Here is an 18712-nt window from a genome sequence, read left to right on the forward strand (position 1 = left end):
CGCCGAACCTGCCACGCGGTCACGATGAACCCTGGCGCCAGCCCTGTGCGGGTGACTCGGTCAGGGACGATCGCGTTCCGGCGTTCTGCTCACCCTGCCGTGCCGGAGCGGTCCCGACGGGCCGGCCGCCGCGTCGGGCGAGACGGGCGAGCCGGTACGGGTGTCTGCGGGGCGCTCGGAGTGTGCGGCCGGGTCACCACCGGAAGTATCGGCCCCTTGATCGAGCTGCTCGAGGCGAGCGCGCAGCAGCTCGAGCACCGGGGTGCGATCGGCATGCGCGTGCTCGTGCTCGATCAGCTCGATCAGCTCGTCGCGCTCCAGCGCCCGGATCTGATGCTGCACGCTCGTCAGCGGTAGCTCGTCGAAGTCGGGAATGGGCAGTCGGGCCGCACGTCGTGTCACGGGTGTTTCCTTTCGGCGTCAGCGGAACAGCGCAGCCAGCTCGGGCGGCAGCTGATCGATCGTGTCGGTGAGCTCATCCTCCGGTGCCGAGCCGTGCAGCGTGCGAAGCACGGCGCTCACCTGCTTCTCTACCTCGTCCAGGTCGACGCTCGGGATGAACCCGGCTATCTTGTCCAGGAACGCGTGCTTGTCGAACGCTGTCGCATGGCCGTGTTCCTCGGCGAGCTCGGCGTGCAGCTCGGGCGGGAGCCAGGCAGCGAGTTTCTTCGCCTGACCTCCCGAGACGGACTGCCCGAGTACGGTCATGGCCGCGCGGCTGAGCTGGTGGCTCTCGCCATAGGTCTCGAGTCCCGCGCGGTCCTGTACATTCCGGACGAACTGGTGCATCTCGGTGCTGTGCCCGGTCGTGGTGTTCACGGGTCTTCCTCCACTGTTTCGGTCTGTGCCCGCCCCTGCGGCAGCCGATCGCCGTGCTCGTCGACGGGCCAGGTGTGTCGATGGGGTGACGTCGCTTTCAGGTTTGCTCGGGACGTTGCGGCACGGCATCCTCGACGTGCTGGGCGCTGTGGTAGGTCCCTTCCGGAAGCCCGCGCACCGCGCGTTCCGTTCGCGCGTCGGGCTCGCGCTCGACGACGTAGCCGAGGATGTCCTCCTTGGTGGCCGGGTACTCCAGGCCCTGAAGGGCCTTGCGTACCCGCCTGATGTCAGCGTCCGTCATGGCCGGTACGTCCTCCCTCACTCCGGCGTCGTGGTGAAACGCAGCAGCGCGCCGAGCCCGTCGTCGAGCTCGACCGTGCCTTCCTCGACGAGCACCAGATCGGCTCGGGTACATGCGGCGGCACGCAGTAGGGCCTCCTCCGCGGGCACGTGCGCGACCCACTCGGCGCCGAGTGCGCTCAGCGTCGTCTCGTCCGTTGCCACCTGGTTGGGCTCGGACCCGATGGCCAGGACGCCGTTGGCTCCGGACTCGCCGGTGTCCCGAGACCACAGCAGGGTGCTGACCTGGTCGTGCAGCAGTGCGTCGACCGTGCCCTTCCAGCCCTCTGTGGCATGCGCGCGGTTTCCGCGTGCCCGCTCGAACTCGCTGACGGCTTCCTCGACCCGGGACCGCAGTGCCGTCGCGACCGCCTCGCCGACCTCCCGGTGGAGGGACTCGTCCACGGCGTGCCTGCCCCGGTGGCTCGCGCCGGTTTCGATGACCAGCTCCCGCACTCCCTTGCGAAGCCGGTCGTGTACCAACTTGCGCTGTTCGACGTCGCCACCGAGCACGATCACCTCGGCGGCGTGCTCGCGCACCTGGCGGGTGAGCTCCTCGGCAACCGTGTCGGCGTTGCTCTTCCACTGCTCCTCGACGCGCTGATGGTGGTGCTTCTCGTCTCCCTCTCCCGCGGCGTGACTCTTGTGGTGCGGGTCGTCATCCCCCTCGACCGTGACGTGACCGGCGTAGCCGGACGAGTCGACGACCGTGATGTCGCCTCCGATCCGGTCGACCATGGCCAGCGCATGCGGGATGCGGGCACGTCGCATGCGCAGGTAGGGCATGAGCTGGGGAACCTGCTCGAAGGCGACCCCGGCGTCGTCGGCGAACTGCTCGGGTGGTTCGTCGAGCTCGTCGTGGAACACCACGGTGTCCCCGGCGGCCACCAGCACCTGACCGCGGCTGCCCGTGCGAGCCTCGTGCCGCGCGATCTTCGACTCGAGCGCGTCGAGGGTTCGTTTGTCCGCGCCCTGCTGGCTCAGCCGCTCCCGGGCCGAGCGCCACCGCAGCTCGATCGCCTTCGCCGCGTCCTCGGAGTCGGCCGAGGTGTCCAGGTAGAGCGTGGCGAACGGGCCCTCCTGGCGGTAGACATCCTGGAGGAACGCGAGCTTCATGATTGTGACCTCTCATCCTGTCGAGACGGTCGGTCCGTGCTGTTTGGGCCGGCATCCCGCCCGCCGGGCCCCGGCGGTTGCGGCTGTGCGGGCTCACGCACTCCGTGCCTGCTTCTCGTGGCTTCCCTCGGCCACTTCCTCGACCAGCTTGGCGCAGAAGGCGGGCAGGTCATCGGGCCTGCGGCTGGTGACCAGCCCGGAGTCCACGACGACCTCCTCGTCGGACCACCGGGCGCCCGCGTTGCGCAAGTCCGTCGCCAGACTCGGGTAGGAGGTCAACCTGCGGTCGGCGACCACGCCTGCCTCGATGAGCAGCCACGGGGCGTGGCAGATGGCCGCGACCGGCTTTTGCCGGGCCACGAAGTCGTGCGCGAGCCGGACCGCGTGCGGGTTCAGCCGGAGTGCGTCCGGGTTGGCTACTCCACCCGGTAACACGAGCCCGCCGTAGTCTTCCGGCCGAGCCTGGTCGACGATCTGGTCGACATCGAACGTGTCGGCCTTGTCGAGGTGGTGAAACGCCTGCACGGTGCCACGCCGGGTGGAGATCAGCTCCGGCGTGCCGCCCGCTTGCCGGACCGCATCCCACGGGCTGGTCAGCTCGACCTGCTCCACGCCCTCGTGCGCGACGAGGAAGGCCACCTTCGTGCCGGACAAGCTCGTGCTCATCGGAACACGCTCCTACCAACCGCATCGCGAGCCACGGGGAACACGCGGGCGCGTGTGCCCCGCACTGGCTCTCGGGTACTCCGTTACCGGTGTACTGATACCCGGCGCGCACCTGCCCGAAACGTGGTGCCGCCATCCGGCCGGGTCACGCGGTGCGGAGTAGGCAGACTCCGGTGTCCACGGCGCAGGGTGGGTTACGAGCCGACCGTCAGGTCGCAGACCTTCCACTCGTCGTCCTCGACGATCATCTCCAGTCGCAGGGCCTGCTCCTCGGGCATGGTTCCCTCCCACTTCGCGGGGATCTCGTCGAAGCTGGCCGTCACGTCGGCCGTCGCCGTGTCCTCGTTCTCGGTCACCGAGTCGAGGCTGACCGTGACCCGGAACTCCGGCTGCTGACCGTCCTCGGCCTCGCCGACGAACTCGCGGGCCTTGTCCCGCGCGTCCTCGCACAGAACGGCGATCATCCCATCGGTGTCCTGCTCGTTCATCGCGGTGACCGCTTGCTGTGCGGTGGTTTCCGGGTCCCCCGGTCCGTCGCCGAGCAGCACGGCGATGAGTACCGCCACGCCGGCGAGGACGAGCGCCGTTGCCCCACCGAGAACCCAGGCCAAGCCCCCTTTCGGCGGGCGCGGAGTCGACTCCCCGCCCGCCGAGGGGTCGTCGCCGGCTCCCGCGGACTGCCCGTTCCCAGCGCCGTTCCCGGATGAACGCTGTTGCGACGTATCCGCGTCCCGGGATTCGTCCGGGTCCTGGGATCCTGGTGGCTGGGACATCTACCGCTCCTGCTCTCGCAGCGCGGTCTCCGGCCGATCCGGAGACGCTGGCTGGTCCGTGTGGCGTGAAGTCTAACCGGCGGTTCCGGCCCGGCGGATCCCGCAGGGCCGCCGGTGCCGGTTCCACCGGACGGCGGGCAGTGCGGCGAGACCGGGCATGCACGGAACAATCGGGAGTGCGGCACGGTTCTACAGTGACATGAAGTTCGGTGTCGCTACATTCGTGACGGACAACGGTATCCGCCCGGGTTCGCTGGGGCGCGCGCTGGAGGATCGTGGCTTCGACTCGTTGTTCCTGGCTGAGCATTCCTACATACCGGCGAGCAGGGAGTCTCCTTACCCGGGTGGCGGTGAGATGCCGTGGATGTACTACCGCACGCTGGACCCGTTCGTCGCGCTGAGCGCCGCCGCGTCGACGACCAGGAACCTCCTGGTCGGTACGGGGATCGCACTCCTGGTCCAACGGGACCCGCTGCATACCGCCAAGGAGGTCGCCAGCCTGGACCAGGTCTCGGAAGGCCGGGCGGTATTCGGGGTCGGTGTCGGGTGGAACCGCGAGGAGATGCGCAACCACGGGACGGACCCGAGTATGCGGGGGGCACTGCTGAACGAGCAGCTCGCCGCGGTGACACGACTGTGGACGGAGGATGAAGCCGAGTTTCGCGGCAAGCTCGTCGATTTCGAGCGGGTTCACGCGCGACCGAAGCCGGTTCAGCGCCCGCACCCGCCTATCTACATAGGAGGCGAGAGCGCTGCCGCGTTGCGGCGGCTCGACGAGCACGGCGACGGCTGGTTGCCCCGTCCGGACACCGCGCCGGAGGAGATCGCCCGGGTACGCGCGTCCTTCGCGGCGCAGGGCCGCGAGCTGCCCGTCACGATCTTCGGGGCCGGGGTGGACGAGGACCTGCTCGCGCGATGGGCCGAGGCCGGCGTGGACCGCGTTACCTTCCTGCTGCGTACCCGCCGGGAGGACGAGACCCTCGCCGAGCTCGACGGGCTCGCCGAGGTCGCGGCACGGCACCGGTGACCGCGCCGGGTGTGCGCGGTCACGCTCCCGACAGTGCCGACGCCGGCGGCCGAAACGCGGTGCGGCACCGGCGAGTGAATGGCGTTCACGCTACGTTGGGGGCGGACGGGTCGCCGAGGTGAGGAGTGGGTCGAGGTGTGCGGCCGTGAGGTGATACCCAAGCTGACCGCCTGAGCGGGCGGGCAGGGCCGGACCGGCCGTCGCGAGTGCGGGCCATGCGTGCCGTGCTCGTGGCAATCTGGGACGGAGGCGTGGCTGCTGGCCGCGCCGCCAGACGGACCAGTGGTGGAGGCGTGCCTGTGCGTGGCGAGAGCTGGCTCGACGTGCCGGACGACGCCGAGTTCGGCACGTACGTCCTGCCGTACGGGGTGTTCTCGCAAACGAAGCGGGGCGATGCGGCGCCACGGAAGACGGGTGTCGCTGTGGGCGACAGCGTGCTGGATCTCGCTGCGGTGGCCGGGCGGCTCGGTGAGGACTTCACACCTGTTGTCGCGTCCGGGTCGCTGAACCCGCTGCTGGCCGCGGGGCGACCCGTGTGGCGTGTGGTGCGGGAACGGCTCACCGAGTGGCTGCGCGACCCGAGCTACCGCCCCGTGGTGATGGCCAACCTGATCCCGCGCGCGGACGTGCGCCTGCACCTGCCGTTCGAGCCCGCGGATTTCGTCGACTTCTACTCCAGTGAACACCACGCGCGCAGCGTCGGCCGCATGTTCGGAGCAGGCGGGGGCTCGCTACCGGCCAACTGGAAGCATCTGCCCGTCGGCTACCACGGCCGCGCCGGCACGATCGTGCCCTCCGGTACCCCCGTCGTGCGGCCGCGCGGGCAGCGCGGGCCCGGTGAAGGCGGCTCCCCCGCGTTCGGCTCCACCCGCAAGCTGGACTTCGAGGCCGAGGTGGGGTTCGTCGTCGGCGTGCCGTCCGAGCTGGGCAGGCCCGTCGGTGTCGACGACTTCGCCGAGCACGTCATCGGGGTCTGCCTGGTCAACGACTGGTCGGCGCGGGACATACAGGGCTGGGAGAACAAGCCCCTCGGCCCGTTCCTCGGCAAGTCCTTCGCCACGTCGCTGTCGCCGTGGGTCGTGCCGCTCGACGCGCTCGGCCATGCCTGGGTGGTACCGGAGGGGCCGCGCGAGGAGACGTTTCCTTACCTGCGCTGCGGGGGCGCGTGGGGCCTGGACCTGAGGCTGACTGTGCGCCTGAACGGCCATCCAGTCGCGCAGCCGCCGTTCTCGACGATGTACTGGACGGGCGCGCAACAGCTGGCGCACATGACCGTGGCAGGCGCGTCGCTGCGTACCGGGGATCTCTTCGCCTCGGGCACGGTGAGTGGCCCGGAACCCGACCAGCGCGGGTCGTTGCTCGAGCTGAGCTGGGACGGCAGCGACCCGATCCTGCTGCGCGACGGGTCGCAGCGCGGCTACCTCAACGACGGGGACGAGGTGAGTATCTCGGCGACCGCTCCGGGGCCGGGCGGGAGCCACATGGGACTCGGTGAGGTGACCGGGCGCGTGCTGTCATCGACGTAGGCAGGTGCGCGCGAGCGGGGCGAGGCCTCCGGAGTTTCCCCGTGGAATATCGATGCAAATGCATTGGTTATCCCGTTGGTATCATCGAACGAGGAGGAAGCCATGCCAGCCGTGACGGTAGACGACGTTCTGGTGCTGCCCAGGGTGGCCGGCCCGGATGTCTCGACGAGCGTGGAGCGCACCGTGTCCGCGGTGACAGCGGCTCCCCAGGGGTACGAGGGGGAAGGATTCCCGGTACGCAGGGCGTTCGCGGGTGTCAACCACCGCGATCTCGACCCGTTCATTCACATGGATCAGATGGGGGAGGTCGAGTACGCGCCGGGCGAGCCCAAGGGCACCGCATGGCACCCGCACCGCGGGTTCGAGACGGTCACCTACATGCTGGACGGACAGATCGAGCACCAGGACTCCACAGGGGGTGGCGGGCTCATCGCCGGTGGTGACACGCAGTGGATGACGGCGGGGAGCGGGTTGCTGCACATCGAGGCTCCGCCCGAGGCCGTCGTGATGTCCGGTGGCCTGTTCCACGGGGTGCAGCTGTGGGTGAACCTGCCCGCGCGGATGAAGATGACCGACCCCCGCTACCAGGATATCGGCGGCGGTGAGGTGAAGCTGCTGACCACCGAGGACGGCGGTGCCGTGCTGCGGCTGATCGCCGGTGAGGTGGGTGGTCACACGGGTCCGGGTGTCACGCACACGCCGATCACGATGGTGCACGCCACGGTCTCGCCGGGAGCGCAGGTGCGCTTGCCGTGGCGTCCGGACTTCAACGCGCTGGTGTATGTCCTGGCCGGTTCGGGCACCGTGGGAGCGGAGCACCGTCCCGTCTCGACAGGCAACCTCGCGGTGTTCGGGGCCGGTGACGCGCTGACGGTGCGCGCCGGGACCACCCAGGAGAGCCGCAGCCCGCAGCTGGACGTTCTGGTGCTCGGCGGTCAACCCATCCGGGAGCCGATCGCCGCGTACGGGCCGTTCGTGATGAACACTCGCGACGAGCTGATCACGGCGGTCGAGGACTTCCAGGCCGGCAGGCTCGGCACGATTCCCGCCACTCCCAAGGACGGCGGGGCTCCCGGCGGGGGTCACTGACGGTGAGCTCGGCTCACACGTCGCTGCCGGAGCGCTGGCGCAGTATGGCGTGCACCTCGTCGTCCTCGACCTGGTGGAAGTCGCGGTACCACTGGCCGACGGCGTAGAACGTCGATGGTTCGTCGAGGGTGTGCACGGCATCGGCCTCGGTCTCCACGCGCTCGCGGGCGGACGTCGAGGCCACCGGTACGGCGACGGTGATCGACAGCGGGTCGTAGTGGCGCAACGCGCGCACGGCCGCGACGGCAGTGAGGCCGGTGGCGAGGCCGTCGTCGACGAGGACGACGTCGCATCCGCGTACCTTGAGGGGACCTTCGTCGCGGTAGGCGTTCTGGCGCCTGCGGGCCTCGGCCGCCTCGGATGCGCGGCGATCGTCCAGCTGCGCGGGCTCGAGGCCGAACGCGCGCAGCGATGCCGTGTCGTACAGGTGCGCGCCGTCCGCTGTGACCGCACCGATCGCCAGTTCGGGCTGGGTAGGGGCTCCGATCTTGCGCGCGACCATCACGTCGAGTGGAGCGCCAAGGGCATCGGCCACCCCGGCGGCCACGGGCATACCGCCGCGCGCGAGTCCCAGCACGACCGGGTCGGTCCAGTGCCGGCGCGCCAGGTCCCTGCCGAGGAGGCGTCCGGCCTCCAGGCGGTCGGCGAACCGGTGTCGTGCCATCACACGTCCATCATGCGCTCGAACGCGGCAGAAGACTAGATAACTTACTGATAGTAAGTTATGCTGAGTCCGTTCGTGACAGCCAAACGGGGACAGGAATCGAGGCGCGGCGGTGAAGGACTTCTCGGGCAAGGTGGCCGTGATTACCGGGGCGGGATCAGGCATCGGCAGGGCGCTCGCCGTCGCGCTGGCCAGGCAGGGTGCTCGGCTTGCCCTGTCGGACGTCGACTCGGCGGGGGTGGCCGAGACGGCGGGGTTGTGCGAGAAGGAGGGCGCGCAGGCGCGCCACTACGTGCTCGATGTGGCCGACCGCGCGGCGGTGCAGTCCCACGCCGAGACCGTGGTCGCCGACTTCGGCCGGGTGAACCTGCTGTTCAACAACGCGGGCGTCGCCCTCACCGCGAACGTGGCGGATATGACCTGGGAGGACCTCGACTGGATCGTCGGCATCAACTTCTGGGGGGTCGTGCACGGGACGAAGGCGTTCCTGCCGCACCTCGTCGAGTCCGGTGACGGGCATCTGGTGAACGTCTCCAGCGTGTTCGGCATCATTGCGGTTCCCAGTCAGGGTGCGTACAACGCGACCAAGTTCGCGGTGCGCGGGTTCACCGAGGCGTTGCGCCAGGAGGTGCGGCTCGACAAGCAGCCGGTGGGGGTCAGCTGCGTGCATCCCGGCGGGATCAAGACCAACATCGCCAGGAACTCGCGAGCTGCCGAGGGGCTCAACACCGACGAGCTGACCGCCCTGTTCGAACGTGTGGCGCGTACCACACCGGATAGCGCCGCTGACCGTATCCTGCGGGGCGTGCACAAGAACGAGGCGAAGATCCTCGTGGGCGCGGACGCCTACGCGCTCGACGGCATGGCCCGGCTGTTCGGGTCCGTCTACCAGCGCATCGTCGGTGCGGCAGCACGGCTCGGTCCCCGGAAGTAACGCCAGGGGTTCCCCTCCCGCGGTCCGATCGGGCCGAACCGGTCGCAGGCGGCGCTCCCGGTTGCTAATCTGTGCGCTCGGGTGCCGGCTGTCCTGGGGCAGCTCGTGATGATGGGGAGGAGCGTGTCGATGTCGGATTCCGAGGAGGATCGGTCACAGGGCCGTCCGAGCGGAATGGACCAAGCCGAGGTCATGGAGAACCTCCCGATCGACAATCCCGTGCGGTCGGCGCAGGAGGCCCTGTGGCAGATGCGGGAGGCCGTGGCCCACGCAGGCGTGCCGGACATCTCCTTCGACCGCGACGGCGTCGACCACGTGATCGGCGAGCTGGAGGTGATCATCAGCGAACGGGAGCGTTCCCTGTCTCAGGCAGATTACCTTGCACGTATCCAGCCGATGGGCGACGAGTACGCCAGCGAGTGGATGGTCGAGACGGCTAATGGCGCTGGTAAGGAGTACCTGGCGTTCGCCGAGGCCGAGATCGATAGCTTGAGAAAGTTCGTGGAGCACTTGAAGCAGGTGCGCGACGAGTACCTGGAACACGAGGAGCAGGTCGCTGACGATCTGAACCGGGGAGTTCAGGCCTGAATGGTTACATACAGAATCGCCGCGCTTGTGGCCGGGTTCGCGCTTTTGGTAGCGGGATGCACCAGTGACACAGATGGCTCTCCGGAGTCGACGGATGATGGAGACGGCCCGGGGGCGACTGGCGATCCAGATCCGGGTGGCGTCGAACTGCCGCACAGTGGAGCGCCTTCGGTGGATAACCCGATCGACCCGGAGCCATTCTTGGGTGAACCGTGTAGCGTGTTCGACGTTGATGCGCTGGAAGTGGCTGGGTTCGAGATTCTAGAAGTGACTCCAGAGCCGAAGGCACCCGTCGGTCCGACATGTCAATGGATTTTCGACCCGCGTTCGGATGGTTCGTTCAGTGGGATTTTCGGTCAGTTGGATGAGCAGGGCGTGAGTTCTGTGTACGCGCAACGTGATTCGTTGGACTTGTTCGAGGAGTTGGATCCGATCGAAGGACATCCGATCGTGGCGTATAGCCAGCATGATGGGCGCGAGAGCGGGCGCTGCTCAGTAGCGGTCGGATTGCGCGATGATTTTGCCTATGACATTGGCGTCACGGCTATCGGGGTCGATAACGAGTACAGCGCTGATCCGTGCGGTACGGCGCACGAACTCGCAGGTCTGGCGATCGAGACGATGACCGAGGGGGAGGAATGACGTACGGAATGATTCCCGGTGAGGTCTGCTACAGCGGCCATGAGCTCTACGACAAGATGCATGCCAAACCCGCGCCGACCAGCACGCTCGATGCGGCCTGCGATGCCGCGCAGAAGCTGCGTAACCAGCATCGGGACATCTCGATTCGGCTTTCCGCGCTGCGAATGGCGATGGACGAGGCCTGGCAGGGCGAGGCGTCGCAGACAGCCAAGGCAGAGATGAAGCGGTTCGAGGAGTACTCGGCGCAGGTCTCGGAGAACCTGGAACCGTCCACGATGAACTTCCAGGCGCAGAGCAATGCGTTCATCGAGGACCGCGACAGGATGGAGAAAACCTCGGACAAGCCGCCAGAGGGGGACAGTTTCAGCTTTCTGCCCGGCAGGGAGAGCGAGGACGAGAAGCGTGCCGAGTGGAACGCGGTCGCCCAGCGCAACGTGGAGATCTACCAGGGCTACACCAACACTACGCAGGCCAACACGACCCAGTTGGTGACCGAGTACCCGAAGCCGACGTTCAACTCCTCCGACGCCGAGTTCAGCCGATCCGGCAGCGCCATCGGCGGCGGAGCGGGTACGGCGCCGACCGCGTCGGGTGGTGCTGGTACGACAGTTCCGGCTGGGGCGGCGCCCGCTGGGAGCGGTGGTTCGACGACTGCGCCGGGGGTCGGGGGGACCGGTGCCGCGGGGGCTGGTGGTGCCGGTTCCGGTGGTGCTGCTGCTGGGGGGTCGGGCACTGGTGCTGGTGGTCGGCAGGGTGGTGTGCGGTTGCCGGATGGCAGTATTCGGTATCCGGATGGCACGATCCGGCGGCCGGATGGGAGTTTGGTGCGTCCGGATGGGACGGTGATCCCGCCGAGTGGCACGAGCGCCTCGGGGCTGGGGGCAGGGCGTGCCGCTGGGGATTTCGGGCCGACCGGCTCGGGCGCTGGTGGCGCTGGGGGCATGGCCGCTGGGGGGATGGTGGCCGGCGGCATGGCTGGTGCCGGTGGTGCTGCTGGTGGGGGTCCGGGTGGTGCGGGTGCCTATAGCGGGCAGGGCCAGTTCGGGCCGACCGGTTCGGGAGGCGCGGCCGGTGCTGCCGGGGGTCAGGCTGGTGCTGGGGGTGCCCGTCCGATGGGTGGGGGCATGATGGGTGCTGGCGGTGGTCGTGGTGGCCAGGGTGGTGGCGATGAGGAGCATGAGCGCAAGTTCGTGCAGGATGAGCAGCTGGACAGTGGGTTGCCGGTGATGCGGGATGAGCATGGGGAGAAGGAGTACGACCCGGTGACGGGGATGGTCATCATCGATGGGGTCATCGGCGAGTAGCCGCACGGGTACACGAGAGGGGGAGTGGCGGTGATCACGCGGCCGGTGACGATCAGCCTGGAGACCTACTCCACGCTGCTGGACAAGGAGAACCTCGGCGAGGCCCACACCACGTTGCTCGGCGGCGTCATGTGGTATCCGCCGGATGCCGCCCGCGAGCGCGATGTGCGGGTGCTCGGTGAGCTGCGCGAGCAGGGCTTGGTGGATGGCACGCGGGTGTCCGAGGCCTTCTACGACACGCTGGTCACCATGCAGCGCCCCACCGTCGAGTACTACACCTACTTCGGTGAGCCAGGTACGGAGCGCAGGAGCGTCCGCAGCGCCGTGCTCGGCAGGGAGGCCGTACTCGTGCACGCCGACAACCGGCGTATCGACATCGAACCCATCCCGGGCGAACAGCTCGGTGTGCGGCTGGTTTCCGCGCTCCCCGACACGCCCGCCGCGCAGACGAAGTCCATCAACTGCGACGGGGCCGACCTGCTGGCGCTGGCGGATGGCAAGTCCCTACCGTCGGGGCCGTCGGCCAACGACGCCAAACGCATGAAACGGTGGTTGGAGGAAGAGCGCAGTAACGCGGGGCAGCTCTTCGTCGGAGTGCGTGACCAGCAGGGCACTCGCCGGGTGAACAAGGCTCCCGTCCCGTGCTGGATCGACACCGGCTCGGGCAGGCTGCTACTCACGCCGGGTGCGAACGGGTGGTACACCCTGCGATCGGGCGACACACCGACCGTCGCCACGCAACTGTCCGAACTGGAGCAGCGACTGCGCGGCTAGCCTACCTCCGCGCCGCAGGTCCTGCCCCGAACCGTGTACGGAAGGTTCACCACGCGTGCGGAGAGCCGGGCGGGCCCGCGTCGGGCGGGGCCATGCCCGCAGCGCGAGCCAGCTCGAGGGCCAAGCCCTCCGTGCGGATCCTGCGGTCGATGTAGACAAGGGCCGTTACCGTGACGGCGAACGGGTACGCGACTGAGGCGGCGAGGACCTCGCCGACCGTGGTCAGGATGATCTGCTCGTTCGTGGTCGTCGAAGCCGGGTCGACGCTGCCGCCCGCCATGATCCCGAACGGCAGCGTCACAACGAGGTTGATGACGACGGTGATCACTACGACCAGTGCCATGATCCCGAAGATCCGCCACCACGAGTTGAGCACCAGATCCCAGGAGCGGCGCATCGCGTGCAGAACCGAGGAGCGCTCCAGCACCAGGGCGGGAGCGGCCAGGGCGAGCACTATCGCCGCCCAGATCCCCGGGATGAGGAACAGCATGGCGCCGGCGAACACGATGACCCCTACCAGGAATGTGACGCCGAGAAGAGGGATCAGACGGGGCCTGAGGTCCTCCCACGCCTCCGCGAAGCCGACGGTCCGGCCGAGCACGGCCTTCCCGACAACGATCGTGGCCAGACCGGTCACGAACAACTGCGCCAACATCATGAACCCGAGCGAGACCCCGTTCACGGCCAGGTTGTCGAGCATCAGGCCCGCCAGCTGCTCGTCGGTGGCCTCGCCGGTACCGGCCGTCGCGGTCAGCTCCTGAATACGCGGCCAGACCAGCGCCAGCGCCAGCAGCTGCCCGATACCAACGACAACGAACGCCGCGCCGAACAGCATGGCCGCGTGCGAGCGAAGGGTGGCCAGCGCGCCACCGAGGATGTCGCCGAGCCCGAGTGGTCGTAGCGGGATCACGCCAGGCTGGAAGCTTCCCAGGTCGGGCCAGCCGCCACCACCCAGCGGCGCGCTGCTCTCCGGCGGCAACGGCGCCACCCCCGGGTATTCGGAGGAGTACCGGTTCTCCTCGCCCGGCTGCCGCTCCTCGTTCGGATCGGGGTCGGGCCTGTCGCGCGCGTCGCTCATTACTACCTACTCGCCGTGTTCGAGCTGTCCAAAGGTGCCTCGCGGGTGTACAGGTCACTCTAGCCGATGGCGTCGCCGGCCCGGGTGGTCGAGGGAGCGGGGTGGCGGGAGTGAGATGGACCCCCGCACCCACTGCAGCAATGACAATCATTTCCATTAGTATCTCGGTGCGAGGCTGGGAGGAGATGATCGAGTGAGTGGTCCGAGCGCGGTGGCGCATCGAGTGGGGCAGCTGCGCGAGCAGCTGGAGGCGGTACCCGACCTGAACCCGTCCGACACGGTGGACGCGCTGTTCACCGAGCTGGTCGAGCTGTGCTGCTCGACGCCGCCCCGGGTCGCCGAGGCAGCCATGGCCGGGCTCGATCAGCACGCGAGCGCGCTGCAGAACCTGTGCGCGAGCGGCGAGTCCGCGCTCGAGGAGTACTGGGCCCGGCGCATCGCCGCGGCCACGGACCCGGAGGCGGAGCTCGCCCGCTTCCCGTACCTGAACAACTACCGCGACCTGGTGCGGATGGAGCTCGGCATGGTAGCCGCGATGGGGGAGCCGCGGCCTGCGCGCGTCGCCGTGCTCGGTTCCGGGCCGCTTCCGCTGACGGGCCTGATACTCGCCGGCGAGTACGGCGCACGCGTCGTGCACGTCGACCGGGACGGTGACAGCCTCGCTTCGGGTGCTGCGGTGGCGAGCGCGCTCGACGTGCCAGGAGTGGGCACGGGGGTACGCGCCGACCTGGAGGATCCGGACTGTGTGGACACGCTCGTACAGGCCGGGGTGCACACCTGCGACGTCGTCGTGCTTGCCGCACTGGCCGGACAGGACGCGCGGGCCAAACGCGCCATCGGCGAGCGGCTCGGCGCGCTGCTGCCTGCCCACACACTGGTGCTCGTGCGGTCGGCCGTGCGGCTGCGCAGGCTGCTGTACCCGCAGGTACGGGCCGAGGACCTGACCGGGTTGCGCGTCGAGCTCGAGGTGCACCCCTACACCGACATCGTCAACTCGGTACTGGTCGCGCGCCCGGCGGGTGCGGGGACCGTGTGATCGCGACGCTGCGGCGGGTGCGCTCGCGCTGGTTCCGCCTCGCCGAGCTGGGCGAGCTGCCTGGTGTGGTGCGCCTGCTTGTGATCAGCCAGCTGGTGTTCAACATCGGTTTCTACCTCGTGGTGCCGTACCTGTTCGGGCACATGGCGGGCGACCTCGCGCTGGCGGGGTGGATGGTCGGGCTGGTGCTCGGATTGCGCACGTTCAGCCAGCAGGGACTGTTCTTCCTCGGCGGAGCGCTCGCCGACCGGTTCGGGCCGAAACCGATGGTCCTGCTCGGCTGCGCGCTGCGGGTGCTCGGTTTTCTCCTGCTCGGCCAGGCGGGATCGGCGCCGGGCATCGTCGTCGGTGCGTTGCTCACCGGGGTCGCCGCGGCGCTGTTCTCCCCGGCCGTGGAGGCGCTGCTGGCCCGTGAGGCAGGCGCCCTCGACCGCTCGGGCGGGGCGCGCCGGTCGGATGTGTTCGCGCTGTTCGCGGTGGCCGGCGAACTGGGCGCGGTCGTCGGCCCGATGCTGGGCGCGTTGTTGCTGCTGGCCGACTTCACGGTGGTGTGCACCGTGGCGGCCGGGATCTTCGTGGCCGTCGCCCTGGCACACCTGCGGTGGTTGCCGGGCCACGGCGGCGCGCACGATCCGGAACCGATCCTGTTCGGGTGGCGTTCGGTGCTGGCCAACGGAACCTTCCTCGTGTTCGCAGCCGGCTATGCCGGCTACCTGGTCAGCTACAACCAGCTCTACCTCGCGCTGCCCGCGGAGCTGCGGCGTGCCACGGGTAGCGAGGCCGCGCTCGGCTGGCTGTTCGCGTTGTCGTCGGTGATGGTGGTGGCCGGCCAGCTTCCGGCGACGGCATGGGCACGCCGCAGGCTCGGGTCCGACCGCGGGATGGTGGTGGGTCTCCTCGGCATGGCGGCCGGGTTCCTGGTGGTCGCCGTCGTCGCGTTCTTCCCGCCTGCTGCCGGTCCGGTCGCCGTCGTGCCCGCGATCGCCATGGTCGTGCTGCTCACGCTCGGCCAGATGCTCGCGGTACCGTTCGCCAAGGACGTCGTTGCCCGGTTGGCGGCGGAGCGGCGCCTGGGTACCTACTTTGGACTCGTGCACTCGGTCGGCGGTGCCGCGGTGCTGGCCGGGAGCACGGTTACGGGGGCGCTGCTCGACGTGTCGGACTCGCCCGGACTCGGCTCCGCATCCGCCTGGATCGTGCTCACGGCCGTTCCGCTGGCCGGTGCGGCCGCGATGGGCGTGCTCGCCCGGAGAGGCGCGCTGTCACCTGCCCATCGAACCGCATCTGCTGACGGAGGTGACGGATAGACGAGCCGCACACGGTATACGGCGCTTCGCGGGGGCGGTGCCGGTCGCGCTGCTGACCACGGGCTGCTTCGGTGGACCGGGCCCGCCCACCCGAGCGCTGGTACGCGCCGGGTTCCGGTCCGGCCGTCAGGGACGTGCCCGGCGGTGCCGAGTCGCCCCTGACGGCGGTCGGTACCCTGTCAACTGAGCGCTTGCTTGGATCAGGGCCGGCGTGCGTGGATGTCGCGTCATGGGAGGCAGGATGACTACGAGCTCGACGGCGTGGACCGAACCGGGAGCGCACGAGGTTGCTCCCGGCGTCTACCGGATGCCATTGCCGATGCCCAACGACGGCCTGCGCGCGGTCAACGTGTACGCGATCGAGGACGGTGACGGGGTGGTCCTCGTCGACGCCGGATGGGACGTGCCGGAGGCGCGTGAGGCACTCCGGTCGGCGCTGGCCTCGCTCGGCTACGAGCTCGCCGACGTGCGTCGCATCCTCGCCACCCATGTGCATCGCGACCACTACACCCTCGGCGTCTCGCTGCGCAGGGAGTTCGGTATGCCGATCGCGCTGGGGGAGGGTGAGCGGCCGACTCTGCGGGCGATGTTGGACGAGGACACCGCCGGCCGGATGGGTGAACTGCGTCGATGGGGTGCGGAGGGACACCTCGCCGAGCTCGCCGCGAGCTACGATCCGGACGTCGTGCGCCGCAGCTTTGACTGGCCCGACGAGTGGATCGACGACGTGGTCGACATCGAGCTGAACAAGCGCGTCCTGCGCGCGGTACCGACCCCGGGTCATACCCGCGGGCACCTGGTGTTCTGCGACACCGGTTCCGGCTTGCTGTTCAGCGGCGACCACGTGCTGCCACACATCACCCCGTCGATCGGTTTCGAGCCTGCGATGGCCAGCTCACCCCTCGGCGATTTCCTGCGCTCGCTGAGCAGGTTGCGCGACTATGCCGATATGCGCCTGTTGCCTGCGCACGGCCCGGTCGCCGACAGCGCGCACTCGCGGGTTGAGGAGTTGCTCGAGCACCACGACCGCCGGCTGGCCGACACGGCACGAGCGGTCTCGGATGGCGCGCGCACGGTTTACGAGACAGCGGGCATGCTCGGGTGGACCCGGCGTGCGCGGTCCTTCGCCGAGCTCGACGAGTTCAACCGGTTTCTCGCTGTGGCCGAGACGGCAGCACACCTGCGGCTGCTCGCCGAGCGTGGCCTGCTCGATGTGCGTTCCGTCGACGGCGTCGACCACTACTCGCCGGCTACGCCCTGACCGCGCGGGGACGTTCCGGCGGGACCGCGGGGTCGGGGGCGACTCCGACGGTGGCCGCGCCGAGTCCCAGCTCGGTGGCGGCACCGAGGTCGTTGCTGGTGTCCACGTCACACCGCAGACCCGGCCACGGGCCCCACAGCGGGACGGCCCCGCTTGCCAGGTGTGCCGCCGCGGAGCTCGGTCCGAAACGTGGCTCGAGCGCCCCACCTTCGGCGCTGAGCAGCAGCGTCGTCCCGGTACCTTCCCTGTCGGGGCAGAACGCGCGAGCGCCCCGCGCGGCATGTACGGCAGCTGTGACCTCGACGGGGCGTAGCGCGGGCAGGTCAGCCAGCAGTGCCCCGACCCGCGTGCCGGGATACCGTTCGCGCAGGTGGCGCTCGCCGAGTTCGAGGGCGGCGTTGAGCCCGCCTGCGGAGGTGTCCGGCAGCGTCGACGCACCGAGCTCGCGACCCGCGGCCGTCACGTCGGGGTCCGGGGTGACTACCAGCACCTCTCGTACGGCCTCGGCCGCGAGGACGGCCGACACGGTATCGGTGATCAGGGCGAGCACGGTGCGCTGGTGTTCGGCGCGGTCGCCCGAGCCGAATGAGGCGAGCAGCCTGCTCTTGGCAAAGGGCAGACCCTTTACCGGTACGACGAGGTCCACTGTGCGCATCTCAGCCTGTGTCCGGGGTACTTACGTGTCAGGGCGGTTGGTCGATGGGGTGGTTCCGCGACGTCCGATCGGCGGCCACCGGACTCAAGCATACTGCGAGTGCACAATCGACGGCTCTCGTGCGTGACGGGTTCGCCGCGCCCGTCAGCTCCGGCAAGGCGGGTGTCGATCGGCTGCTCGCGGGACTGCGTGGCGGAAACGACTGGTGAGGGAGACCACTCGGTGCGCCGCACGCCCACGGCCCCGCCCGCGTTCCCGTCCCCGGCAACGGTGACGTCGTGACCAACCGGTAATACGGGAACGTGTTTCACCGACGCGGTTCACCCGTTAGTGTGATGTCCAACAGGGTTCGTGTGCCGGACAGACAAGGAATGTGTCGCCATGACGAGACGGTTACTGCGTGTGGCAGCGCTCGCCGCTGGTTCCGCCTTGGCCGCGCTGGCGCTCGCGCCGGGCCAGGCCGTAGCGCAACAGGAAGTCATCCAGCCGGGTGCCTCGATCACCACCGGGGACGGCTACTGCACGCTGAACTGGATATACGACGGGACGGGAGACCAGGCAGGCAGTGTCTACGGCGGAACGGCGGCACACTGTGTCGACGGGGTCGGCCAACGCATCTCCCTGGCCACATCGAGCTTGGGAGAGGCGACCGTCGAGTTCGGTGAGGTCGCCTTCGTCGCCGACGAGCTGGACTACGCGTTCATCGAGATCGACACCGAGCACACCGATCTGGTCGATCCGGCCATGCAGGGCCATCCGGCGATTCCCACCGGGGTGTCCACCACCGAGACCGCGCAGGTCGGGGATCTGATCCAGTTCTCGGGGCACGGAGTCGGCTTCCACCTGACCCCGATCACGCAGGAACAGCGCGTCGGCATCCTCGGATACAACGACGGCACGCAGCACTACGTCAACGGCGCGGTCAGCCCGGGAGACTCCGGCGGGCCGGTCGCCGACCTCACCGACGGCAACAAGGCGCTGGGACTGGTGAACACGCTGGGTGCAGGCGTTGCCGAGCTGCCCTACGTCGGGGAAGGTGGCGTCTCGCTCGAGGGCATGTTCGCCGATGCGGCCGCGTCCGGCTTCACCGTGACGCTGCGTACCGTGGGCTGAC

General features: G+C 69.2%; 21 protein-coding genes. 12 read left to right on the plus strand and 9 right to left on the minus strand.

Annotated features, from left to right (window positions below):
- Nucleotides 1-60: 60 nt before the first annotated feature.
- The 6 genes from CHB84_RS03665 to CHB84_RS03690 form a co-directional block, all read right to left on the minus strand.
- On the minus strand, nt 61-402 hold the full coding sequence (locus CHB84_RS03665) for a DUF8129 domain-containing protein (protein ID WP_089300033.1): 342 nt from the start codon (nt 400-402) through the stop codon (nt 61-63).
- Nucleotides 403-420: 18 nt separating this feature from the next.
- Nucleotides 421-819 carry a DUF2267 domain-containing protein gene (locus CHB84_RS03670; RefSeq protein ID WP_245818531.1) on the minus strand — a complete coding sequence of 133 codons (399 nt, stop codon included), beginning with the start codon at nt 817-819 and terminating at the stop codon, nt 421-423.
- 97 nt (nt 820-916) lie between these two features.
- Nucleotides 917-1120, minus strand: a complete 204-nt coding sequence (locus CHB84_RS03675; protein WP_089300119.1) for a DUF2795 domain-containing protein — start codon at nt 1118-1120, stop codon at nt 917-919.
- Between the two features lie 17 nt (nt 1121-1137).
- Nucleotides 1138-2274 carry a baeRF2 domain-containing protein gene (locus CHB84_RS03680; protein ID WP_089300034.1) on the minus strand — a complete coding sequence of 379 codons (1137 nt, stop codon included), beginning with the start codon at nt 2272-2274 and terminating at the stop codon, nt 1138-1140.
- 93 nt (nt 2275-2367) lie between these two features.
- The gene (locus CHB84_RS03685; protein WP_089300035.1) at nt 2368-2940 is read right to left on the minus strand and encodes a type 1 glutamine amidotransferase domain-containing protein; all 573 of its coding nucleotides are present in this window, start codon (nt 2938-2940) and stop codon (nt 2368-2370) included.
- Nucleotides 2941-3134: 194 nt separating this feature from the next.
- Nucleotides 3135-3713, minus strand: a complete 579-nt coding sequence (locus CHB84_RS03690; RefSeq protein WP_141134560.1) for an Rv0361 family membrane protein — start codon at nt 3711-3713, stop codon at nt 3135-3137.
- Nucleotides 3714-3912: 199 nt separating this feature from the next.
- Between CHB84_RS03690 and CHB84_RS03695 the strand changes: the two genes are divergently transcribed.
- The 3 genes from CHB84_RS03695 (at nt 3913) to CHB84_RS03705 (ending at nt 7355) form a co-directional block, all read left to right on the plus strand.
- A complete protein-coding gene (locus CHB84_RS03695; RefSeq protein ID WP_089300120.1) occupies nt 3913-4740 on the plus strand; it encodes an LLM class F420-dependent oxidoreductase in 828 nt (275 codons plus the stop codon).
- 293 nt (nt 4741-5033) lie between these two features.
- Nucleotides 5034-6266 (plus strand): fumarylacetoacetase, encoded by a 1233-nt coding sequence (gene fahA / locus CHB84_RS03700; protein WP_425432269.1) that lies wholly within the window; start codon nt 5034-5036, stop codon nt 6264-6266.
- A gap of 102 nt (nt 6267-6368) precedes the next feature.
- Nucleotides 6369-7355, plus strand: a complete 987-nt coding sequence (locus CHB84_RS03705) for a pirin family protein (RefSeq protein WP_089300038.1) — start codon at nt 6369-6371, stop codon at nt 7353-7355.
- 13 nt (nt 7356-7368) lie between these two features.
- Here CHB84_RS03705 and CHB84_RS03710 read toward each other — a convergent pair whose 3' ends face one another.
- Entirely contained in the window at nt 7369-8019 is a 651-nt protein-coding gene (locus tag CHB84_RS03710; protein WP_089300039.1) for a phosphoribosyltransferase, read from the minus strand.
- Nucleotides 8020-8131: 112 nt separating this feature from the next.
- Here CHB84_RS03710 and CHB84_RS03715 point away from each other — a divergent pair, with 112 nt between their 5' ends.
- The 5 genes from CHB84_RS03715 (at nt 8132) to CHB84_RS03735 (ending at nt 12261) form a co-directional block, all read left to right on the plus strand.
- Nucleotides 8132-8953: an SDR family NAD(P)-dependent oxidoreductase gene (locus CHB84_RS03715; protein WP_089300040.1), complete on the plus strand. Its 822-nt coding sequence runs from the start codon at nt 8132-8134 to the stop codon at nt 8951-8953.
- Between the two features lie 129 nt (nt 8954-9082).
- Nucleotides 9083-9541 (plus strand): hypothetical protein, encoded by a 459-nt coding sequence (locus CHB84_RS03720; protein ID WP_141134561.1) that lies wholly within the window; start codon nt 9083-9085, stop codon nt 9539-9541.
- On the plus strand, nt 9542-10183 hold the full coding sequence (locus CHB84_RS03725) for a DUF3558 domain-containing protein (protein WP_089300042.1): 642 nt from the start codon (nt 9542-9544) through the stop codon (nt 10181-10183).
- Nucleotides 10180-11487, plus strand: coding sequence for a WXG100 family type VII secretion target (locus tag CHB84_RS03730; RefSeq protein WP_141134562.1), 1308 nt, complete (start codon nt 10180-10182; stop codon nt 11485-11487). The genes CHB84_RS03725 and CHB84_RS03730 overlap by 4 nt, the downstream gene beginning before the upstream one ends.
- A gap of 30 nt (nt 11488-11517) precedes the next feature.
- On the plus strand, nt 11518-12261 hold the full coding sequence (locus CHB84_RS03735) for an ESX secretion-associated protein EspG (RefSeq protein ID WP_176439766.1): 744 nt from the start codon (nt 11518-11520) through the stop codon (nt 12259-12261).
- Between the two features lie 46 nt (nt 12262-12307).
- Here the strand turns inward: CHB84_RS03735 and CHB84_RS03740 are convergent, their stop codons facing one another.
- Entirely contained in the window at nt 12308-13339 is a 1032-nt protein-coding gene (locus tag CHB84_RS03740; RefSeq protein ID WP_089300045.1) for a DUF7847 domain-containing protein, read from the minus strand.
- A 193-nt stretch (nt 13340-13532) separates the two neighbouring features.
- Between CHB84_RS03740 and CHB84_RS03745 the strand changes: the two genes are divergently transcribed.
- From CHB84_RS03745 to CHB84_RS03755, 3 genes are all read left to right on the plus strand, one after another.
- A complete protein-coding gene (locus tag CHB84_RS03745; protein WP_176439767.1) occupies nt 13533-14375 on the plus strand; it encodes a nicotianamine synthase family protein in 843 nt (280 codons plus the stop codon).
- On the plus strand, nt 14372-15682 hold the full coding sequence (locus tag CHB84_RS03750) for an MDR family MFS transporter (protein ID WP_089300047.1): 1311 nt from the start codon (nt 14372-14374) through the stop codon (nt 15680-15682). Before CHB84_RS03745 ends, CHB84_RS03750 begins: the two co-directional genes overlap by 4 nt.
- A 241-nt stretch (nt 15683-15923) precedes the next feature.
- On the plus strand, nt 15924-16943 hold the full coding sequence (locus CHB84_RS03755) for an MBL fold metallo-hydrolase (RefSeq protein WP_089300121.1): 1020 nt from the start codon (nt 15924-15926) through the stop codon (nt 16941-16943).
- On the opposite strand, the gene cofC is transcribed toward CHB84_RS03755, so the two are convergent.
- On the minus strand, nt 16933-17598 hold the full coding sequence (gene cofC / locus CHB84_RS03760) for a 2-phospho-L-lactate guanylyltransferase (RefSeq protein ID WP_089300048.1): 666 nt from the start codon (nt 17596-17598) through the stop codon (nt 16933-16935). The two genes, CHB84_RS03755 and cofC, sit on opposite strands and share 11 nt — an antisense overlap.
- A 381-nt stretch (nt 17599-17979) precedes the next feature.
- Between cofC and CHB84_RS03765 the strand changes: the two genes are divergently transcribed.
- Entirely contained in the window at nt 17980-18711 is a 732-nt protein-coding gene (locus CHB84_RS03765) for a chymotrypsin family serine protease (protein WP_141134563.1), read from the plus strand.
- Nucleotide 18712 lies beyond the last annotated feature (1 nt).

It is taken from the genome of Haloechinothrix alba (assembly GCF_900188115.1).
GTDB lineage: Bacteria > Actinomycetota > Actinomycetes > Mycobacteriales > Pseudonocardiaceae > Haloechinothrix > Haloechinothrix alba.